Origin of the sequence: Rhizobium sp. CG5 (assembly GCF_023701945.1) — a bacterium.
Classification (GTDB): domain Bacteria; phylum Pseudomonadota; class Alphaproteobacteria; order Rhizobiales; family Rhizobiaceae; genus Allorhizobium.
Map to the genome: position 1 here is coordinate 1 of NZ_JABAEF010000004.1, position 16,449 is coordinate 16,449.

At 60.2% G+C, this 16,449-nt stretch carries 14 protein-coding genes; 2 read left to right on the forward strand and 12 right to left on the reverse strand.

Annotation, left to right across the window (positions count from 1 at the left end; genetic code table 11):
* Nucleotides 1-291 precede the first annotated feature (291 nt).
* The 10 genes from atzF to HGO38_RS08080 all read right to left on the reverse strand — a co-directional run bounded on the left by atzF (nucleotide 292) and on the right by HGO38_RS08080 (nucleotide 11,633).
* Nucleotides 292-2,115 (reverse strand): allophanate hydrolase, encoded by a 1,824-nt coding sequence (gene atzF, locus HGO38_RS08035; RefSeq protein WP_250955374.1) that lies wholly within the window; start codon nucleotides 2,113-2,115, stop codon nucleotides 292-294.
* A 290-nt stretch (nucleotides 2,116-2,405) separates the two neighbouring features.
* A complete protein-coding gene (locus HGO38_RS08040; protein WP_250955375.1) occupies nucleotides 2,406-3,056 on the reverse strand; it encodes an urea amidolyase associated protein UAAP2 in 651 nt (216 codons plus the stop codon).
* Between the two features lie 13 nt (nucleotides 3,057-3,069).
* Nucleotides 3,070-3,888: an urea amidolyase associated protein UAAP1 gene (locus tag HGO38_RS08045; protein WP_250955376.1), complete on the reverse strand. Its 819-nt coding sequence runs from the start codon at nucleotides 3,886-3,888 to the stop codon at nucleotides 3,070-3,072.
* A 332-nt stretch (nucleotides 3,889-4,220) separates the two neighbouring features.
* Entirely contained in the window at nucleotides 4,221-5,681 is a 1,461-nt protein-coding gene (locus HGO38_RS08050) for an amidohydrolase (protein ID WP_250955377.1), read from the reverse strand.
* Between the two features lie 72 nt (nucleotides 5,682-5,753).
* The gene (locus HGO38_RS08055) at nucleotides 5,754-7,136 is read right to left on the reverse strand and encodes a zinc-binding metallopeptidase family protein (protein WP_250955378.1); all 1,383 of its coding nucleotides are present in this window, start codon (nucleotides 7,134-7,136) and stop codon (nucleotides 5,754-5,756) included.
* A gap of 1 nt (nucleotide 7,137) precedes the next feature.
* On the reverse strand, nucleotides 7,138-7,758 hold the full coding sequence (locus tag HGO38_RS08060; protein WP_250955379.1) for a cysteine hydrolase family protein: 621 nt from the start codon (nucleotides 7,756-7,758) through the stop codon (nucleotides 7,138-7,140).
* A 19-nt stretch (nucleotides 7,759-7,777) separates the two neighbouring features.
* Nucleotides 7,778-8,578 carry an ABC transporter permease gene (locus tag HGO38_RS08065; protein ID WP_250955380.1) on the reverse strand — a complete coding sequence of 267 codons (801 nt, stop codon included), beginning with the start codon at nucleotides 8,576-8,578 and terminating at the stop codon, nucleotides 7,778-7,780.
* Entirely contained in the window at nucleotides 8,575-9,369 is a 795-nt protein-coding gene (locus tag HGO38_RS08070) for an ABC transporter permease (protein WP_250955381.1), read from the reverse strand. The genes HGO38_RS08065 and HGO38_RS08070 overlap by 4 nt, the downstream gene beginning before the upstream one ends.
* An 80-nt stretch (nucleotides 9,370-9,449) precedes the next feature.
* Nucleotides 9,450-10,502, reverse strand: coding sequence for an ABC transporter ATP-binding protein (locus tag HGO38_RS08075; protein WP_250955382.1), 1,053 nt, complete (start codon nucleotides 10,500-10,502; stop codon nucleotides 9,450-9,452).
* Nucleotides 10,503-10,517: 15 nt separating this feature from the next.
* Nucleotides 10,518-11,633: an ABC transporter substrate-binding protein gene (locus HGO38_RS08080; RefSeq protein ID WP_250955383.1), complete on the reverse strand. Its 1,116-nt coding sequence runs from the start codon at nucleotides 11,631-11,633 to the stop codon at nucleotides 10,518-10,520.
* A 320-nt stretch (nucleotides 11,634-11,953) separates the two neighbouring features.
* On the opposite strand from HGO38_RS08080, the gene HGO38_RS08085 reads away from it, so the two are divergent.
* Both HGO38_RS08085 and HGO38_RS08090 read left to right on the forward strand, forming a co-directional pair.
* Nucleotides 11,954-12,589, forward strand: a complete 636-nt coding sequence (locus HGO38_RS08085) for a cysteine hydrolase family protein (RefSeq protein WP_250955384.1) — start codon at nucleotides 11,954-11,956, stop codon at nucleotides 12,587-12,589.
* 410 nt (nucleotides 12,590-12,999) lie between these two features.
* Complete coding sequence (locus HGO38_RS08090) at nucleotides 13,000-13,725, forward strand: GntR family transcriptional regulator (protein ID WP_250955385.1); 726 nt, start codon at nucleotides 13,000-13,002, stop codon at nucleotides 13,723-13,725.
* Nucleotides 13,726-13,895: 170 nt separating this feature from the next.
* Here the strand turns inward: HGO38_RS08090 and pepT are convergent, their stop codons facing one another.
* Both pepT and HGO38_RS08100 read right to left on the reverse strand, forming a co-directional pair.
* Nucleotides 13,896-15,149, reverse strand: coding sequence for a peptidase T (pepT, locus tag HGO38_RS08095; RefSeq protein WP_250955386.1), 1,254 nt, complete (start codon nucleotides 15,147-15,149; stop codon nucleotides 13,896-13,898).
* A 56-nt stretch (nucleotides 15,150-15,205) separates the two neighbouring features.
* Complete coding sequence (locus tag HGO38_RS08100; protein WP_250955387.1) at nucleotides 15,206-16,444, reverse strand: CapA family protein; 1,239 nt, start codon at nucleotides 16,442-16,444, stop codon at nucleotides 15,206-15,208.
* Nucleotides 16,445-16,449 lie beyond the last annotated feature (5 nt).

A 16,449-nucleotide genomic window follows, 5' to 3' on the forward strand; every position in this document is an offset into this window, starting at 1 on the left:
TATCCACTCGCTTCAACTCCCTCTCCATCCGCCGTCAAAAAAACGGATGGTCAGATAGATCCGAAGGGGGTCAAAATTGGACGCCGATTACCCCGCTAATGGGGTCAATTTTGCACGCCGAAACACAGACTCTTAAGGGTTTACAAGATGGGTATGAGATCGCGTGCGCCAAGGCGATATCGTTGCGTTGTCCGGGCATGTCGATCAGGCGTATCGGCAGACCGAGCGCTTCCGTTGCCAAATGGAATTTCGTGCTCAATCCACCGCGAGACAGACCCAGGTAACGACGCCCTAGTTCACCTTGAGTATTTTTGAACTGCGCAAGGTGATGAAGGCGCGCCAGCCTCCGAGTTTTGTGATCTCCTCGGCACCCTTTACCGCATGCGCTTCGCACAGAAAGCTCGATACCGCTTTGCCGTCATCGAGCGTCACCTTGCCGATGCCAAGCGGCGCCGGGATGTCGGCGACAAACCGCCCGAAGGCCTCCGCCGGCAGCTTCCAGACTTCCACCTCCAGGCCAGCACCCTCAAACCCCGGATCGCGGATGAGCCCCGGTTTCGGCGGGACCGTCCCGGGAAGCGCGTAGAGACGGTAATCGCCGGCCGTGCGGCAGCGTCTGACCAGCTTGCCACCACCGCTGGTCAGCTGGTGGTTGAGCGGCATGCCGGTCAGATGAGCGCCGACAACGACGATTTCGATCATGCCATCTTCGGGATCCGGCACTTTCGATGCGTCCGGCAAGGCGGCCGTGCGATCTTTGCCCATGCCGGCTGCCAGGGCGCGATGCATCTGATCGGCGAACGGTGCCAGCGCGTCATCGCTGAAGGCCGGGCCGACCAAGGTCACGCCAGCGGGAAGATGTCCCTTGCTGTCAAAGCCCGCGGGAATGGCGATCGCGGCATAGCCGAACAGATTGGCGAAATTGGTGTAGCGGCCGAAATGGCTGTTCTTGGCGATCGGATCGGCCAGCATCGCCTCGACCGTATAGGTGGTCGGCGAGGTGGGCAGCAGCAGCATGTCGACCTTGCCCCATTCGACCTTGGCCTTTTGACGCAGGGCTTCCAGCTTGTACTTGCCCTCGAAGGCATCGACGGCGTCAAAGCGCTTCGCCCCTTCGATAATGGCCAGGACCGTCGGATCGAAATCCTCCCCATGGCTGTCGAGGAAATCCTTCACCGCGGCCAGGCGTTCGGCGACCCAGGGGCCGTTATAGAGCAGTTCGGCCGCCTCGCGGAAGGGTGCGTAGTCGAAGGGAACAATGGTGGCGCCGAGCGATCCGGCGCGTTCGATCGCGGCGTCATAAAGGGCCTCGACCTCGGCATTGCCATAGAACTCGCGCTCGCCGCCGGCCAGAACGCCGATCCTCAAGCCCCCGCGCGCAAGCGTGACCGGCCGGGCATCGGTTGAAAACGGGTCTTCGGCATCATAGCCTTCCATCACCTGTCTGACGGCGATGCCGTCGCCGACGGTGCCGGCAAAGACCGTCACCACATCGACGCTGCGGCAGGCCGGAACGACGCCGGTGTTCGGCACAAGCCCCGGTGTCGGCTTCACGCCGACAAGGTTGTTGAAGGCAGCCGGCACGCGGCCGGAGCCGGCCGTGTCGGTGCCCAGCGAAAAGCTCGCAAGCCCCGAGGCCACCGCAACGGCGGATCCGGAGGACGAACCGCCCGAGACATAGGCACTGTCGAAGACCGAGCGCGGAGCCCCATAGGGCGAACGCGTGCCGTTCAGGCCCGTGGCGAACTGGTCGAGATTGGTCTTGCCGATGACGAGGGCGCCGGCGGCCCTCAGACGGGCGATCAGCGTGGCATCCTTGTCCGGATGATATGCGAAGGCCGGGCAGGCCGCGGTCGTCGGCAGGCCCGCGACATCGATATTGTCCTTGACGGCAAAGGGAATGCCCCAGAGCGGCAGGCTGTTGGGCTCGGGTGCCCGTTCCACCAGGGCCTTGGCCTGCGCCCGTAACGTGTCTGGCGGCGTGCGGGTGATAAAGACGGCCGGGTCTTCCAGGGAGTCGCAGCGCGACATCACCTCTTCCACGAGGGCAAGCGGCGTCAGGCCATCGGCATAGGCGGCGCGAACGGAGCTGAGATCGAGAATGGTCGGAAGCATCAATTTTCCTCTAGTACGGCCAGGACATCGCCAGCCTTCATCGTGCGGCCCGGGGCCGCGAGCAGTTTGTGGACGCGCCCCATCGGCAGAGGCGGTATCGCGACGTCAGGATGGTTGCCGGTTGCCAGCGCCGGACCAAGGTGGGTGGTTGCGGCGGCTGTCATGACGGCCTCGAGAGCAGAACGGCGTGCGAACAGACGCAGACCGGGGCGATCCTCGTCGCTTCAGACGGCGGGATAGACCAACTGCAGCCTCGCCGCAGTTTGCCGCCATGGCTCTCCGGACCATCGTCAAGCCTTGTCGTCCCAGACCAGGACGCGGATCGGCGTGGGATCGAAGCCGTTGCAGGGATTGTTGATCTGCGGGCAGTTCGAGATCACCAGCAGAACGTCCATCTCGGCCTTCAACTCGACATAGTCGCCGGGTGCGGAAATGCCGTCGACGATGGTCATCTCGCCGGAGGGCTCGATCGGCACATTCATGAAGAAGTTGATATTCGGCACGACGTCGCGCTTGCTCATGCCGTGTTTGGACACTTCCAGAACGAAATTATCGCGGCAGGCATGCAGATATCTGGTTTCGTGACCGAAGCGCACGGTGTTGCTTTCGCACGAGCAGGCGCCGGCGGCGGTGTCATGGCGACCGCAGCTGTCGGCGGTCATGGTCAGCATGGTGCGGCCCTCGCTCGACACGATCTTCGTGCCGGTCGAGATGTAAGCCATGCCTTGTACGCGCATGGTATCCTGATTGGAGTAGCGCTCGGAAAAATCGTCGGCATTGTAGAACAGCGTGTCGATCGCCTGCTGGCCATAGCCGTCTTCGATGCGCAGGATCTGGCCCTTTTTGACGATAGTCGAGAAGGGGGCTTCCGCCGGCACATGGTGATCCTGAACCGCGTTTTCGAGGCTGCGGGCGGGGGAGGTGGCTGTGAATGGGGTCATTTTCTTGTCTCCCTCAGGCTTGCGCGAATGCGTTGTTTTCGAAACCGCGCACGGCTTCCGCGGTGGCGGTGCGGCACAGATCGGCAGCCGCAGGTGCGACGGCTGCAATGCGGGTCACGGTGACCGGATTGGGCGCATAGTTTTCGTTGGGGTCGAGGGGGTGCGGGCAGTTGGAGAAACCGACGAACAGGTCCATTTCGGCGCGCAGTTCGACATAGTCTGCCCCATTCAGCAGATCCGATTTCCAGGTGAATTTGCCGTCCTTGTCGACTCGCACAGGGGCAAACAGCGACAGCGCGGCCGGCAGGTCTCGCTTGTCGAGGCCGAGCTTGTTGGCGACGATCACGAAATTATCACGGGTATTGCGGGTCTTGGCGTCCCCATAGCGTGCGGCATTGGAGGCTGCGGTCGAGCCGCCCATCAGGCAATCGTGGGCGCCGCTGGAGTCCTCGCAGATGGAGAACATGACCTTGCCCATGTCCGAAAAGACCACCCGGCCCTTGCCGAGCCCTGTCGTCCATTGCACCTTCACCGTGTCCGGCAGGTTCAGCCGTTCGGACGGGTCTACCGCATTCCAGGCGACGAGCGACATGGTGGAAAAACCGTCATCCAGCGCGATCCGCAAGGTCTCGTTCTTCTTGACGGACGTCCACCAATACCAGCCGCCCGGGATCACCTCCCGATGCACGACGGTGTCGGCGCCCGCGGCCGGCGCGGGCAGCCTGCTCTTTTCCGGCAGGGCTTTTGGAGCGAATTGCAGCCCCTTGCGCTGATGTTCCTCGTAGCGCGCACGATTGGCTGCGATTTCCTCGGCTGAGCGTTTGATATGCACGGTTCGTCTCCTGGTAACTGCAGGTCGGTTCGTCCCGACGATTGCCTTGTATGGCCGGGTCGGCCCGCTGGCCGAATATGGGGTGGCGCCCGGCAAGCGGGCGGCCAGATGGCGGACTGCGCTCCGTCGTCGCGCATGAGAGAATTTCCGCTTTTCTTCGAACTGCGAAAGCGCTCTCCCTCTTTGTTTTTACGCAATTCCAGCAAAACCGCTGCGCACTCTTGCTGGAATTGCTCTAGCAGCTTTTCTTCCCGGTCATGGAGGAAGCGACGCATCAGGGCCAAGGTCAAACGTGGCGGAAGCCCAGAGGCAGACGGGTCTCCAATGACGGATCACTCGATCACGGCTCCGTCGCGGTAGTTGAGCGGCGGTTTCTGGCTGCCCACGAGGGGCAGATATTTGAAGTCATCGCCCCGGGCCTTGTCGAACTCCGCCTTGGCGGCCGTGATCACGTCGGGCGACTGGAACAGGGTCGCCGCCGTGGTGGCCAGGGTTTCTTCCGCCAGCCGCATGCCCTTTTCACCGATCGACATGCCGCTTGCCGCGACCGCCTGCCAGGAGTGTGCCGGTGTGCCCGGCACCCAGCTTGCGGTGCCGAGACCGACGGTGGGCGTTGCCCAGCTGACATCGCCGACATCGGTGGAGTAGGAGCCCTCGAAGCCGAAGTCATAGTCTTCGATGCTGAAGGCCTCGGACAGGTCCTTCTTTTTCTTCATGCTGTCCTGAAGCGTGGTGGCGAATGCTGTTTCTTCCGCCGTCCATTCGATCGGACGGGCAGCGCGCAGGTTTTCATCCATCACCCGACCCAGCGTGTCATTGGGCAGAAGCGAATAGACCCCGCCGATCCGCTCGACGTCGACGGTCGTGCCGGTCCCCAGGGCCGCACCTTCCGCTGCCTTTTCGATCCGTTCGAAAATCTCCGAGACCATCTTGGGGTCGGGGTGACGCACATAGAGATAGCTCTCTGCAAAATCCGGCACCACATTCGGTGCCTTGCCGCCATTGGTGATCACATAATGGATGCGGGTCTTTTCGGGCACATGCTCGCGCATCATGTTTACCATGTAATCCATGGCCTCGATGCCATCGAGGGCGGAGCGGCCCTTTTCGGGGGCGAGAGCTGCGTGGGCGGAAACACCGTGAAAGCGGAACTTGGCGCTGATATTGGCCAGCGACTTGTCCTGCCAGGCCCCGTTGCTGCTGCCGGGGTGCCAGTGCAGCGTGATATCGACATCGTCAAACAGGCCGGCGCGAACCATGTAGACCTTGCCTGAGCCGCCTTCTTCAGCAGGGGTTCCATAAAGGCGAACCTGGCCCTTGATATTATTCGCCGTCATCCACTCGGAAATGGCAATCGCGGCGCCAACGGAGCCGGCGCCAAACAAATTGTGTCCGCAGGCATGGCCGTCGGCCAGCCCGTCGATCGCTTCCTTGGTTGGCTGTGCATCCTGCGAGAAACCGGGCAGGGCGTCCATTTCCGCCATGATCGCAATCACCGGGCCGTCCTTGTCGCCGAAGCTTGCAACGAAAGCCGTCGGAATATCGGCGACACCGGTTTCGACCTTGAAGCCATGCTTTTCAAGTTCGCCGGCCAAAAGTTTCGAGGTGTTGAGCTCCTTGTATCCGAGTTCCGGATGAAGCCAGATGTCGTGGGCAATCTCGTTGATGCGCGGCGTCAACTGGTCGACGTAAGAAGCGATCTGCGTTCGGGCCTCGGGGCTCAGAGGGCCCGCAAGACTGAGGGTTGCCGTCGATAGCAGCAAAGCCGTTGTCAGGGTAAGTAGGGTTTTCATTGTCTTTCCTTCCTGTGGTCGACCGAAATGCAGACGAACAATGCTGATTGCAGGGCGGTCGTAGTGCGAGTGTCACCGGCTCCAGGTCGCGTCCCAAAAGGATTGCGGATCCTTGACCAGCACGTCGGTGATGGTGGGTGCGGGCGGCGTTATGATCCTGTCTTCAACGCGTGCCTGAAGTTCGGATTTGGCCGCCTCGACTGTTTTGGGCGATGCGAGTAGACGCACCGCCGCCATGGCGAGCGTTTCCGATGCCATCAGCGCCCCCGGACTGGAGGATGAGTGGCCCGAAAGCGCCGTCCAGGCCCAATGGTGGATCGGCACATTGTTCGGATAGGCCCAATTGACGCGGCCAAGCGGCACAACCCAACTGACATTGCCATCGTCCTGACCATAATAGTCGATCCCGGTGTCGAAATAGTCGATCTCGCGATGCAGATCGAAAGGCGCTCCCGGATCGCAGGCCGATGACAATTCCGTCATCCAGGTAATGTCATCATCCGTCCAACGGGGCGGGCCCACTTCGCGGATGCAGTCGTCGAGCACACGTCCTACCGTGTCATTGCCCAGATAGCCGCGGCAGGAGGCGATCTGTTCGGCGCAAAAGTCGACATTGCGTTCCCCGGCTATGGTGCGGAACGTTTCCTCCATTTTCCGGTAGCCCTCCGAAACGACAGTGAAGTCTGGATGTCTGACGGAGGCCCAAAGCCGCACTTCTTCCGGCGTTACTCCGGGCGTGATGCCGGCGTCGCGATAGACATGCTTGAGCTGCAAGCCCGGGATTTCATCCTTTATGCGGACGAAAGCCGCAAAGGCGGCCTCGGCCGTTTCCAGCGCGTTGCGTGTCGCCACCTTGCCGCCATGGGCGCTGACGCCGGTAAATCGGAATTCACCGCTGGCCATGGAATGGCATGGGCGGGCCAGAGAACCGTTCTGATAATCGCCGTGCGATGTGATGATCACGTCGAGGCCATCGAAAGCACCCGCGGCCTGGAGCGCGAGCTTGCCCCAGCCGATTTCTTCGGCCGGGCAGCCAATGATGCGGATTTCGCCCGGCAGCGACAGCGTCTTCATGGTCTTGATCGCGGCAATTCCGGCCCCGGTGTTGACCGGCCCAATGTGATTGTGGCCGCAGCCGTGGCCGGGCTTGCGGCGATTGCCCTGTCGATAGGGTACCGCATCATTGTAAAGTGCTGGCAGGGCGTCATACTCGACGAGGATGCCGACGCGCGGCCCCTGGCCGTGGATGACGCTGGCGACAAACGCCGTCGGTATGCCGAAGGCACCGCGTTCGACTGCAATACCGTGGCGCTCCATAAAGGAGCAGAGGATGTCGGACGAGGTGAACTCCATTGCGGGAAGTTCGGGAACTGCCCATAATTGTGCAAAAAGGCCTTCGATTTCACCGGCAATCTCGGCCCAGTTCTGGCGCGCCATCCGCATCGTATCCTGCATGTCAGGCAGCCCTGTCTTTTGAGAACGTGCGGAACGCGGCAACGATTTCGTCGGAGGAACGACGGGCCCCGTGCTGAAGATATTCCATATTGGCGAGCGCCGCGTCATGGGCCTCGATCGAGGACCCGGCAACGCAATCATCGACGACGCGGCAGTGATAGTCATTCTGATGGCCATCGGCGAAGGTGTAGTGCACGCAGATATTGGTGAGGCCGCCGAGCATGACCAAGGTCTCGGCCTTCAGGCCGCGCAACAGGATCGACAGATCCGTGCCGATGAAGCCGGAGTAGCGTCGCTTGACGATCACGTAGTCGTCGTCACGCAGTCCGATTTCCTCTGAAGCCAGTTTGGTTCCTTCCCAGTCTTCCCGCAGGTGTTCGTCTTCGTCGCCATCCATTTCGCGACCGTAGTCGACGCCGCTCTTGCGATGGCTTTCCTGCAGAAAGATGATCGGCACCCCGCCTTCGCGTGCCGCATCGATCACACGGCGTGCCTTCAGCATCCTGTCGACCATGCCGGGCATCAACGGAATGGCACCATCGTCCATGAAGGCCGATTTCTGGATGTCGACGACGATCAGAACAGGCTGGCCGACGAGCATGGGGTTCTGTTTCTTTTGCATCGATAGTCTCCTTCGAGGGTCAGTGACGGGAACCGAGAAGCTTGGGAAGATTGCCCAGCCGCGCCACCGTGATGAAACCGCAAAGGCCGATCACCATGAACAGGACAGCGCCGACGCACATGGTGGGCGTAAAGCCCGTGCGCATATTCGAGAAAATCTTCACCGGCATGGTTTCCGCGGTGAAGCCCGCCACCATGAAGGCGATGACATATTCATTGAGACTGAAGATCGCCGTGAAGATCATGCTGGAGACGATGAAGGGTATGACCATCGGCAGAGCGATCGTGCGCAGCACATCGTTGCTGCGGGCACCCATGGTGCGGGCGGCTTCCACCAGGGACTGGTCGATGGTGCTGAAGCCGAGCGAGATCATCACCAGGGGCACGGCAATGAAGGTGATCGCGTGACTGATGATGATATTCTCGATCTGTCCCACATGCCGGACGGCACTCCAGAACAGCAGGAAGAGGACCGCGATGACCACCGGTGGCAGAATGAACGGAACGCCCACCATACCAGCCAACAGATTGGCGAAGCGCGAGTTTACCTTCCACTGTGCGTAAGCGACCGGAAAGGCGATGCTTGTCGCCAGAACCGAGGCGGCAAGCGCTATGACCACCGAACGTGAAAAGGCGGCCGTCCACATCGGGTCGGCGAAGAAGGTCTCGTACCATCTGAGGCTGAGGTTCTGGGGCGGAAAGGTCATCTGGGCCGTGCCATTGAAGCTGACGGCCGTGACAATCACCAATGGAGCGGCCAGAAACAGCGCAAGGACGATCAGGAAAAGGCGACGTGCTAAGGTTTGAGCGAGCAGATTCATGATGCGAACCCCTTTCCGCCAATCCGTCTGATCGACAAAATCATTGCGCCGGTCACCACCAGGAGCAGAACCGCTATCGCAGACGCATGCGGCAGGTTTTGAGCCGTCATAGCCACTTCGCTGATGATGACGCCGATCGTCCAGTTGCGCGGACCGCCCAGCACGAGCGGCCCCACATAGGCGCCGATCGAAAGCACGACAGTGGTAAGATAAGCGGTGGCCACGGGTTTGCGCATCAGTGGTAAAAGAACATTGCCGAAGGCCCGCAACGGCGGTGCGCCCATGGTGGCGGCAGCTTCCATATAGGATTTGTCCATCCGCGAAAGGCCGGGATAGATTGTCATGACGTTGAAGGGGACAACGACATAGACCAGACAGGCGACGACGCCGAAGAAGCTCGGCATCAGCGAGACCGGCTTGTCGAGCAGGCCCACCAAGACGAGAATGTTCGACAGGCCGACCCTCTTGGACAACAGGATCTGCCATGAAAACGTGATCAGAACTTCGGACAACGCGAGCGTCGTCAAGAGACCGACAAGCCAGACAACCTGGGCCCTGCGGCTCATCCGGGTGATGAAATAGGTCGCGGGGAAGGCAATGATCATGCTGATCGTGGCGACGGTGAAGGCAAGTTGCAGCGAAAACGCCAGGCCGTTCAGGACCATGGGTTCAAGCAGTGCGCTATAGGCTTGCGATGACCAGCCTACGCCCCGATAGACGGCGGGGTCGGTGTTGGATGCGCTGACCCGCAATAGCATGAAAAACGGCACGCCGAAGAATGCAACGATCATGAACAGTGGCCAAACCAGGCCATACTGTTGCAGGTGCCGGATCGACCTTGACGGACCAGTTGTGGCGGAATCCGACATGTTCAGTCCTCCAATACGGTAGCGCTGTCCGGGGCCACCGAAATGCGGAACTCGCTTTCCTGTGCCATGGGCGCCCAGGTTGCCGGCGGCAGCGATGCAAGCACTTCTCGACCAGCAACATTGAGGAAAATCTCGACGGTCGATCCAAGATCGCGAACGAAAGTGACTTTGCCCAAAAGGCCGGGTGTGCCTCTGGAGGCGGGTGTCAGAACAGTGCTTTCCGGCCGCACGCAAAGCGTGGCGGTCTGGCCGATTTTCAGGCCTGCAGGAACAGTTTCGACCTCCACCGTCAGATCGGAAAGCTGGACCTGGGTCCGGCTTAGCAGTTGAACCTCCAACAGGTTGCTCTGGCCAATGAAGTCCGCAACGAACCGGTTGACCGGCCGACGGTAAATGTCGACCGGGCTGCCGACCTGCTGCACCTTGCCATGCGCCATGACGACGATCTTGTCGGCGATGGTCATGGCCTCCCGCTGGTCGTGGGTGACGAAGATCGTGGTGATTTTCAGTTTACGCTGAAGCTGGCGTAGCTCGACCTGCATATGGTCGCGCAACTTGGCATCCAGGGCGGACAGCGGTTCATCCATCAGGAATAGCAGCGGCTCCTGAGCCAGCGCCCGCGCAATTGCCACGCGTTGACGTTGCCCGCCGGACAGCTGGTCGACCCGACGCGTCTGCATGTCGGGCAGATCGACCAATTTCAACAGCTCGGCAACCCGCTCATCCCGTTGCTTTTTGTCCATCGCGCGGAAGCGAAAGCTATAGCCGACATTGTCGGCTACATTGAGGTGCGGAAACAAGGCAAGGGCCTGGAAAACCATGCCGAAGTTGCGTTCGTGAGTGGGAACCCTGGTCATGTCACGCCCATCGAACAACACTTTGCCTTCCGTGGCCTGTTCCAGTCCGGCAACAATGCGCATCAGTGTTGTCTTTCCGCAGCCGGAAGGCCCCAGAAAGCAGACAAAACTGCCTTGTTCGATCTTCAGTGAGACGTCGGATACGGCGAGAGCCTCACCAAAACGCTTCGTCAGATTCGATATTTCCAGTCCTTGCATCGTGTTCAGCCCGATTTAGTTGCTGAGCATCGTGAGCAACTGGTTGGAAATATAGTCGGCGTGCTTCACCTTGGCGGCCGATGCGACGACGATGGGCTTGCCCTCGAAGGAGACGGCACCAAATTCCGCATCTGTCAGATTGAGCTTGGAGCGCTCGATCAGCGGTGCCGCCCCGACATTGCGGGCGATCAGTTCATGGCATTCCGGGGTCGCGCTCCAGTCGAGGAATGCGAGAACGCGTTCGTCGACTTGCGCCACCTTCGGAACGCACCAGGCGTTGAATCCCAGGACGGCACCTTCCTTTGGAGCGATCGATACAATATCGGTCCCCTCGGACTTCATGATCATCGAAACGTCATGAAAATACATGCCGCCGACAACTTCACCATTCTGATAGGCGCTCTGCATCGAGCCTTCGTCGGTCCACCACAGTTTGGCGTTTGGCTTCAGCTCGCCAATCTTGGCAATGACCTTGGCGATGCCTTCCTCGGTATCGAGGATTTGCGGGCCGCCGAAATAGACCGAAGCGACGATATCGAGGAGCACGGTCGTGCCGCCGGCCTGCAGGCCCCAGGCGGACGGGCGGGGCTTCCACAACTCCTCCCAGCTGTCGGGCAGGGTTTTGAACTCTTCGGGATTGGCCACGAGCGTGATGTACCAGGCCATGGCGCCGACACCGTCGATCACGCCGTTATCGCTGTAGACAAAGCCGTCCATGAGGTTGCCGGTGTTCTTCAGCTTGCCTTCGGCAATCGTCGTCCAAAGGCCGCGCTGGCGACCGCGGATAACGTCTGCCTGGCCAGCGCAGCAGATATCCATCGGCGCGGAGCCGGCCTGCACCGCCTGACCGAGCTGGATCAGGAACTGCGAGCTTCCCGACTGAGGAATGGACTGCACTGCGATGCCGGTCTTTTCGGTAAAGACGGGATAGACGCTCTTGGCAAAGGCTTGTTCGAAAAAGCCTCCGAAGTTTGAAATCTTGAGCGGCTCGGCGGCGCGGGATGCTCGGATATAGGGAGCATTGAGGGCGCCCGCGGCAACCGCAACTGCAGCTCCCTTAAGGATCGATCTGCGGTTGGCGGATAAACTGAGCATAGGATCGGCCGAACCGGACGATTGGTGTGACGACATGAAGAATCTCCTGAGATGAGGCCTACTAATCGATTGCGCTTACAGAATACGCAATTTGCATGCCACGTCAGAAAATATAACAAATACAATTTGATAATGAAAGAGCGCAGAAAACAGAAGGCATCAAGCGCGCCGTTCTGTGGCGTATAAATTTCCAAATGCACATAAATTAATCGCATTGTATGCAAGATTGCATACGAATCTCAAGTGTGCATAATAGCATTCATGGTGGCCTTACTGGCGCCGTCCATTCATAGGCGCCCGTCGCCGCAACCGTTCGGCCTCTCCGTCGCAGGAGAGGGATTAAGGAAAGCAAGCCGATGACAAACACCAAAGAAATCGTTCCCAAGCCGATGATCGTCGGAAAGCCAGCCCTGGTCGTCGTTGACATACAGAAGTCAGGCTTCATGCCGCGCCCCAAGACGTCGCGCCTTGCATTCATGGGCGATCATATTGAACGTAACTTGCTCGCCAAAAGGGTGATCGATGCCGCGCGTGCCGCCAGCATTCCGATCATCTTTGTCAAGGAAGAGCATCGCGACAGCCTGATCGATTTCGGTCGCGAGCTTGATGGTTCGGAAAGCATCCACTGCCTGGAAAGCAATCCGGGGACCCCCTTCCCGGAAGAAGAGCTGGAGATGCGGCCCGAGGATCTTCGGATCACCAAGCGCCGCTATTCGGTGTTCTATGGCACTGAGATGGAAATTCTTCTGAAGGCTGTAAAGGCAGAGACGCTGTTTTTCGTTGGCGGCTTCACCGATGTCTGCATTCACTACAGCTTTGCCGATGCCCATCAGGGTGACTACTATTGCCGCGTCGTGGAGGATTGCGTGTCGGGTTCCAGCATCGCTGCGCACAACGCATCGCTGGTTGCGATGGAATATCTTCAGGCCGGCGCCCTTCGTCAGGCCGAAGAGGTGATCTCAGCCTTTGCCGCCCACGGTGCAAAGTCCTGATTTCATAAACCGATGCCGAGAAACCTCCGGGCTGAGCTGGGATCGATCCTGTCGATCGCAGCGCCGTTGGCCATTCCCCGAGTCAGCCAACGCATCATGAATCGGGCAGCGAGGTTCATGCTGGGTCGCATCAGCGGTGCGGCGCTCGCTGCCGGTGGTCTCTCGCAAGGGCTCATCGGCATGCCAACCGCTGCAATCCTGGCCCGCCAATTCAATTTCGGTGTTGTCGGCATCTGGTTTGGCCTATTCTCGGGAATCAGCAGGGTCGCGATCATGTTGCTCTGGCGGTGGCGGAGAGGCAGTATACCAGCCCTGACTGGGGGCCAAAGGGCGACGGTCGCCAGTGCTGGCGCAGTTTTTGTTCTCGTCGACGAGACGCCGGCTGAGTATTGTCAAAGTGTGGAACGATAATGGACGATAGATTGGTTGCCAAGCGGCAGAACAAGCCGGCCGAGGGTGCCGTTGCCAGAAAGCTGACTCGCGCCGAAGAGGTGAGGACCAAGCTTGCCGACGATATCATTGACGGCAAACTGTTTCCTGGAATGCCGCTGGATGAGACGGAGATCGCGGCGAAATACGGCGTTTCGAGAACGCCTCTGCGCGAAGCGATCAGGGATCTGGTCGCCATGGGGCTTGTCGAAACACGGGCGCATCGCGGTGCCATCGTCAGGCGCCCTTCGCCCGATCATATTCGGCAGATGTTCGATGTTATGGCAGAACTGGAAGCGTTATGCGCTGGTCTTTCGGCCGTCTGCATGGTGCCGGCGGAGCGCCGTGAACTCCAGGGTATCCATGACAGACTGGCGATTGTCCTTCGAGAAAACGATCCCAGCCATTATCACAGTGTCAATGAGGATTTTCATGGCGCTATCTATGCCGGCAGCCACAACAGCTATCTGATCGAGTTGACGCTGGCGACCCGACGCCGGCTCTCACCGTTCAGGCGTGCCCAGTTTCTCAGTTCCGGACGTCTTGCGCGATCCTATGCGGAACATGACGGAATTCTCCGGGCAATCCTCCAGGGAAACCGCGACAGCGCCTCGGTTCTCATGCGCGCCCATATCCTCACGGTGGAAGATTCCTACGAAGAATATGCAGGCCTCAAAGGCGATGCACCGGTGGCATCGCGCGGCTGAGCCGATCCGCGCGGCGCGATGCCCATAATTTGAGTCAGAACGGGCTCCGTGGTCATTCCTAGAGTAATATCTGCTAAGGACGAACGTGTGTGCGAACGATCTGCGCACATCGTGAGAGCGCAATATCGAGACTGGCTTCAAGGATTCGCGGGACGTCGGTTCAAATTCGTTCACGACCTTTGAGCTAACGCATCACCACCATGTCTACTCGCGAGTTGGCAGATTTTCCGCGCGACCTCGAATGATTTCTCGAAGGCAGAGACTGGCAAAAACTCGAAGCGCGAGTGAAAATTGTAGGCGCCTGTGAAGAAATTCGGTGTCGGTAGACCCTTCGAAGACAATGCGGCACCGTCCGTCCCACCGCGCATCGCCAGGGGCTTTGCCTGGATGCCCAATGTTTCCAGCGCGGCTAGCAGCAACGCCTTCGGCCGGGTGTCGTCTCCGAGGTGATCGTGGATATTGTGGTACTGGTCGCTGACCCGCGAGATGATGTGCCCGGTCGGATAGCGCGCGCTGATGATTTCGGCGACCTCGGTCAACCTGCGTTTGCGGTTTTCAAAACCTGCCCTGTCGAAATCCCGGATCATCACCGTCAAACGGGCCTCGGTATCGTTCGCGACGAGATCCTTGAACCAAAAATAGCCTTCGCGTCCTTCGGTCCGTTCCGGCGTCTCGCCGCGGTCGAACTGTGCGATGAAATCCATCGCCATCAGCAGCGGGTTGACCAGTACGCCCTTTGCGGACATGGGATGGGCGCTGACGCCGGTGAAGCTGATGTCGCCGATCGCGGCATTGAAGTTTTCGAACACGACCTCGCCGAGTTCGCAGCAGTCGATCGTATAGGCGAAGTCGCAGGGAAAACGCTTCAGGTCGAGCGCCTTGGCACCGCGCAGCCCGATTTCCTCGTCGGGAACGAAGGCAATGGCGATGTCGCCATGGGGGCCTGATGCATCGAGGCGGGCCAGCAGCGTCATGATGACGGCGATTGCGGCCTTGTTGTCGGCGCCGAGTACGCTCGTGCCGTCGCCGAAAATGATGTCCTCGCACTCCCAGCCGCGGATTTCCGGATGTTCGCCGACCCGCAGCCAGATGTCCTTGTCGCGGTTGAGGCAGAGGTCCTCGCCCGTAAAACGCAGGATCTGCGGCCGTATCGCCGGCGACAGGCCGACATCGACCGTGTCCAGATGCGCGATGAAACCGATGCGTGGGGCGTCGGGCAGCGTTCCACGCTTCACCGCCGTGACCGTTGCATGGTCGTCGATGGTGACATCGGCGAGGCCGAGGGCCCGCAACTCACCCTGCAGCAGCGCCGCGAGCCGGGCCTGCCCCGGTGTTGAGGGCAGGCCAGGGGACTTCGCGTCGCTCTGGCTCTCGATTGCGAGATAGCGGAAGAACCGCTCGGTCAGTTCGTCGCGCAGATCCATTGGCATGTCCTGTCGGTGGGAGGGGTTGAGCGAAGTGCGATGATCGGCAGGATAGCTCAGCCTAACCTGAGACTGCCAATGCCATCTTCGATGTCGATCCGGGATCCCAGCCGTTCCGACTGGTCGGCGAGCCGGCGCAGGATTCTTGCCGCCGCTTCTCCGGTCGCCAGATGCGGCGCAATACGCCGTTCGACTGTCGGGTCGCGCAAGGCTTCCTCTCCGCCGATCAGGACGGGATACAGCTTCAGACCGGTCAGCCGGTTATCGGCGCCGAACGCGCAGAGACCGACGACGCTTTCCCACACCTCCGACCGCTGCCAGGTCGATATGTCGGAACGAGTATGGAAGATGAAGTTGCCGAGACTGTAGAAGATGGGTTGCCCATTGTAGATCTCGATCGGCTGCAGAACGGGCGCGCCATGGCTGACGAAGGCCGATGCGCCGGCATCGATGCATCGCCGGGCAAAGGCGCCGACCCAGTCGGGAACCTCCAGCCAGTCCGAGGCCCAGTGATGATGGTGGAGATAGGCGACCACAAGGCTACCGGACTTTGCCGCCGCCGAAATGGCCTTCAGATTGCGCGCCAGATCGGTCTCGTCGATCCGCACGGTTTTACCGAAACGGGTGGCGCGCCGGAAGATGGCGCGGCCGATGCCGATCTCGTTTTCGGGATCGATGTCCGGCCCGTCGTCCGGCTGGCTGTCGTTGATGAGGTCGACCGGGGTGTAGCCGATGCTGTCCCTGATGGAGCCGAGCTGGCCGAAGGCATCGTTGTCAACATCGAGGATCTGGGTCAGGTGAAGCCGGTTGATGCCCGGTCGCTCGGGACGGTTCTCGTCACCATCCGCCGCATACATGAAGTCGGGTCCCGGCCCGCCGTCCATCGCCACGACGGCAATGGAGCGCTCGCCGATCCGGCCGGTTCCGGGGTTGCCGGCATCGGACAGGTTGCGTCCGATGCCGGCATGCAGGAAGCCGCGCCGTTCGACTTCCTGCAGGGTGGAAAGCACGCCGGACGGGCCGAGGTCGAAGGCGTGATTGTTCGACAGCGAGAGCGCGCGGAACCCTATGTCATGCAACGCATCGAGCATTACGGGTTTGCTGCTTCCGAAATAGGAGCCCTTCATCGGCCAGCCGCGATGATCGCCGAAGACGGTGCTTTCGAAATTGGTGAAGGCGAGGTCGGCGGACTTGATGATGCGCTTCACTTCCTCGAAAGCCGGCGCCTCCACCTGTCTGGTGTCACGCTTTATGAGCGATTGACCGGTGACGGCCAGTACAAAGTCCTCTTTCATCGGGA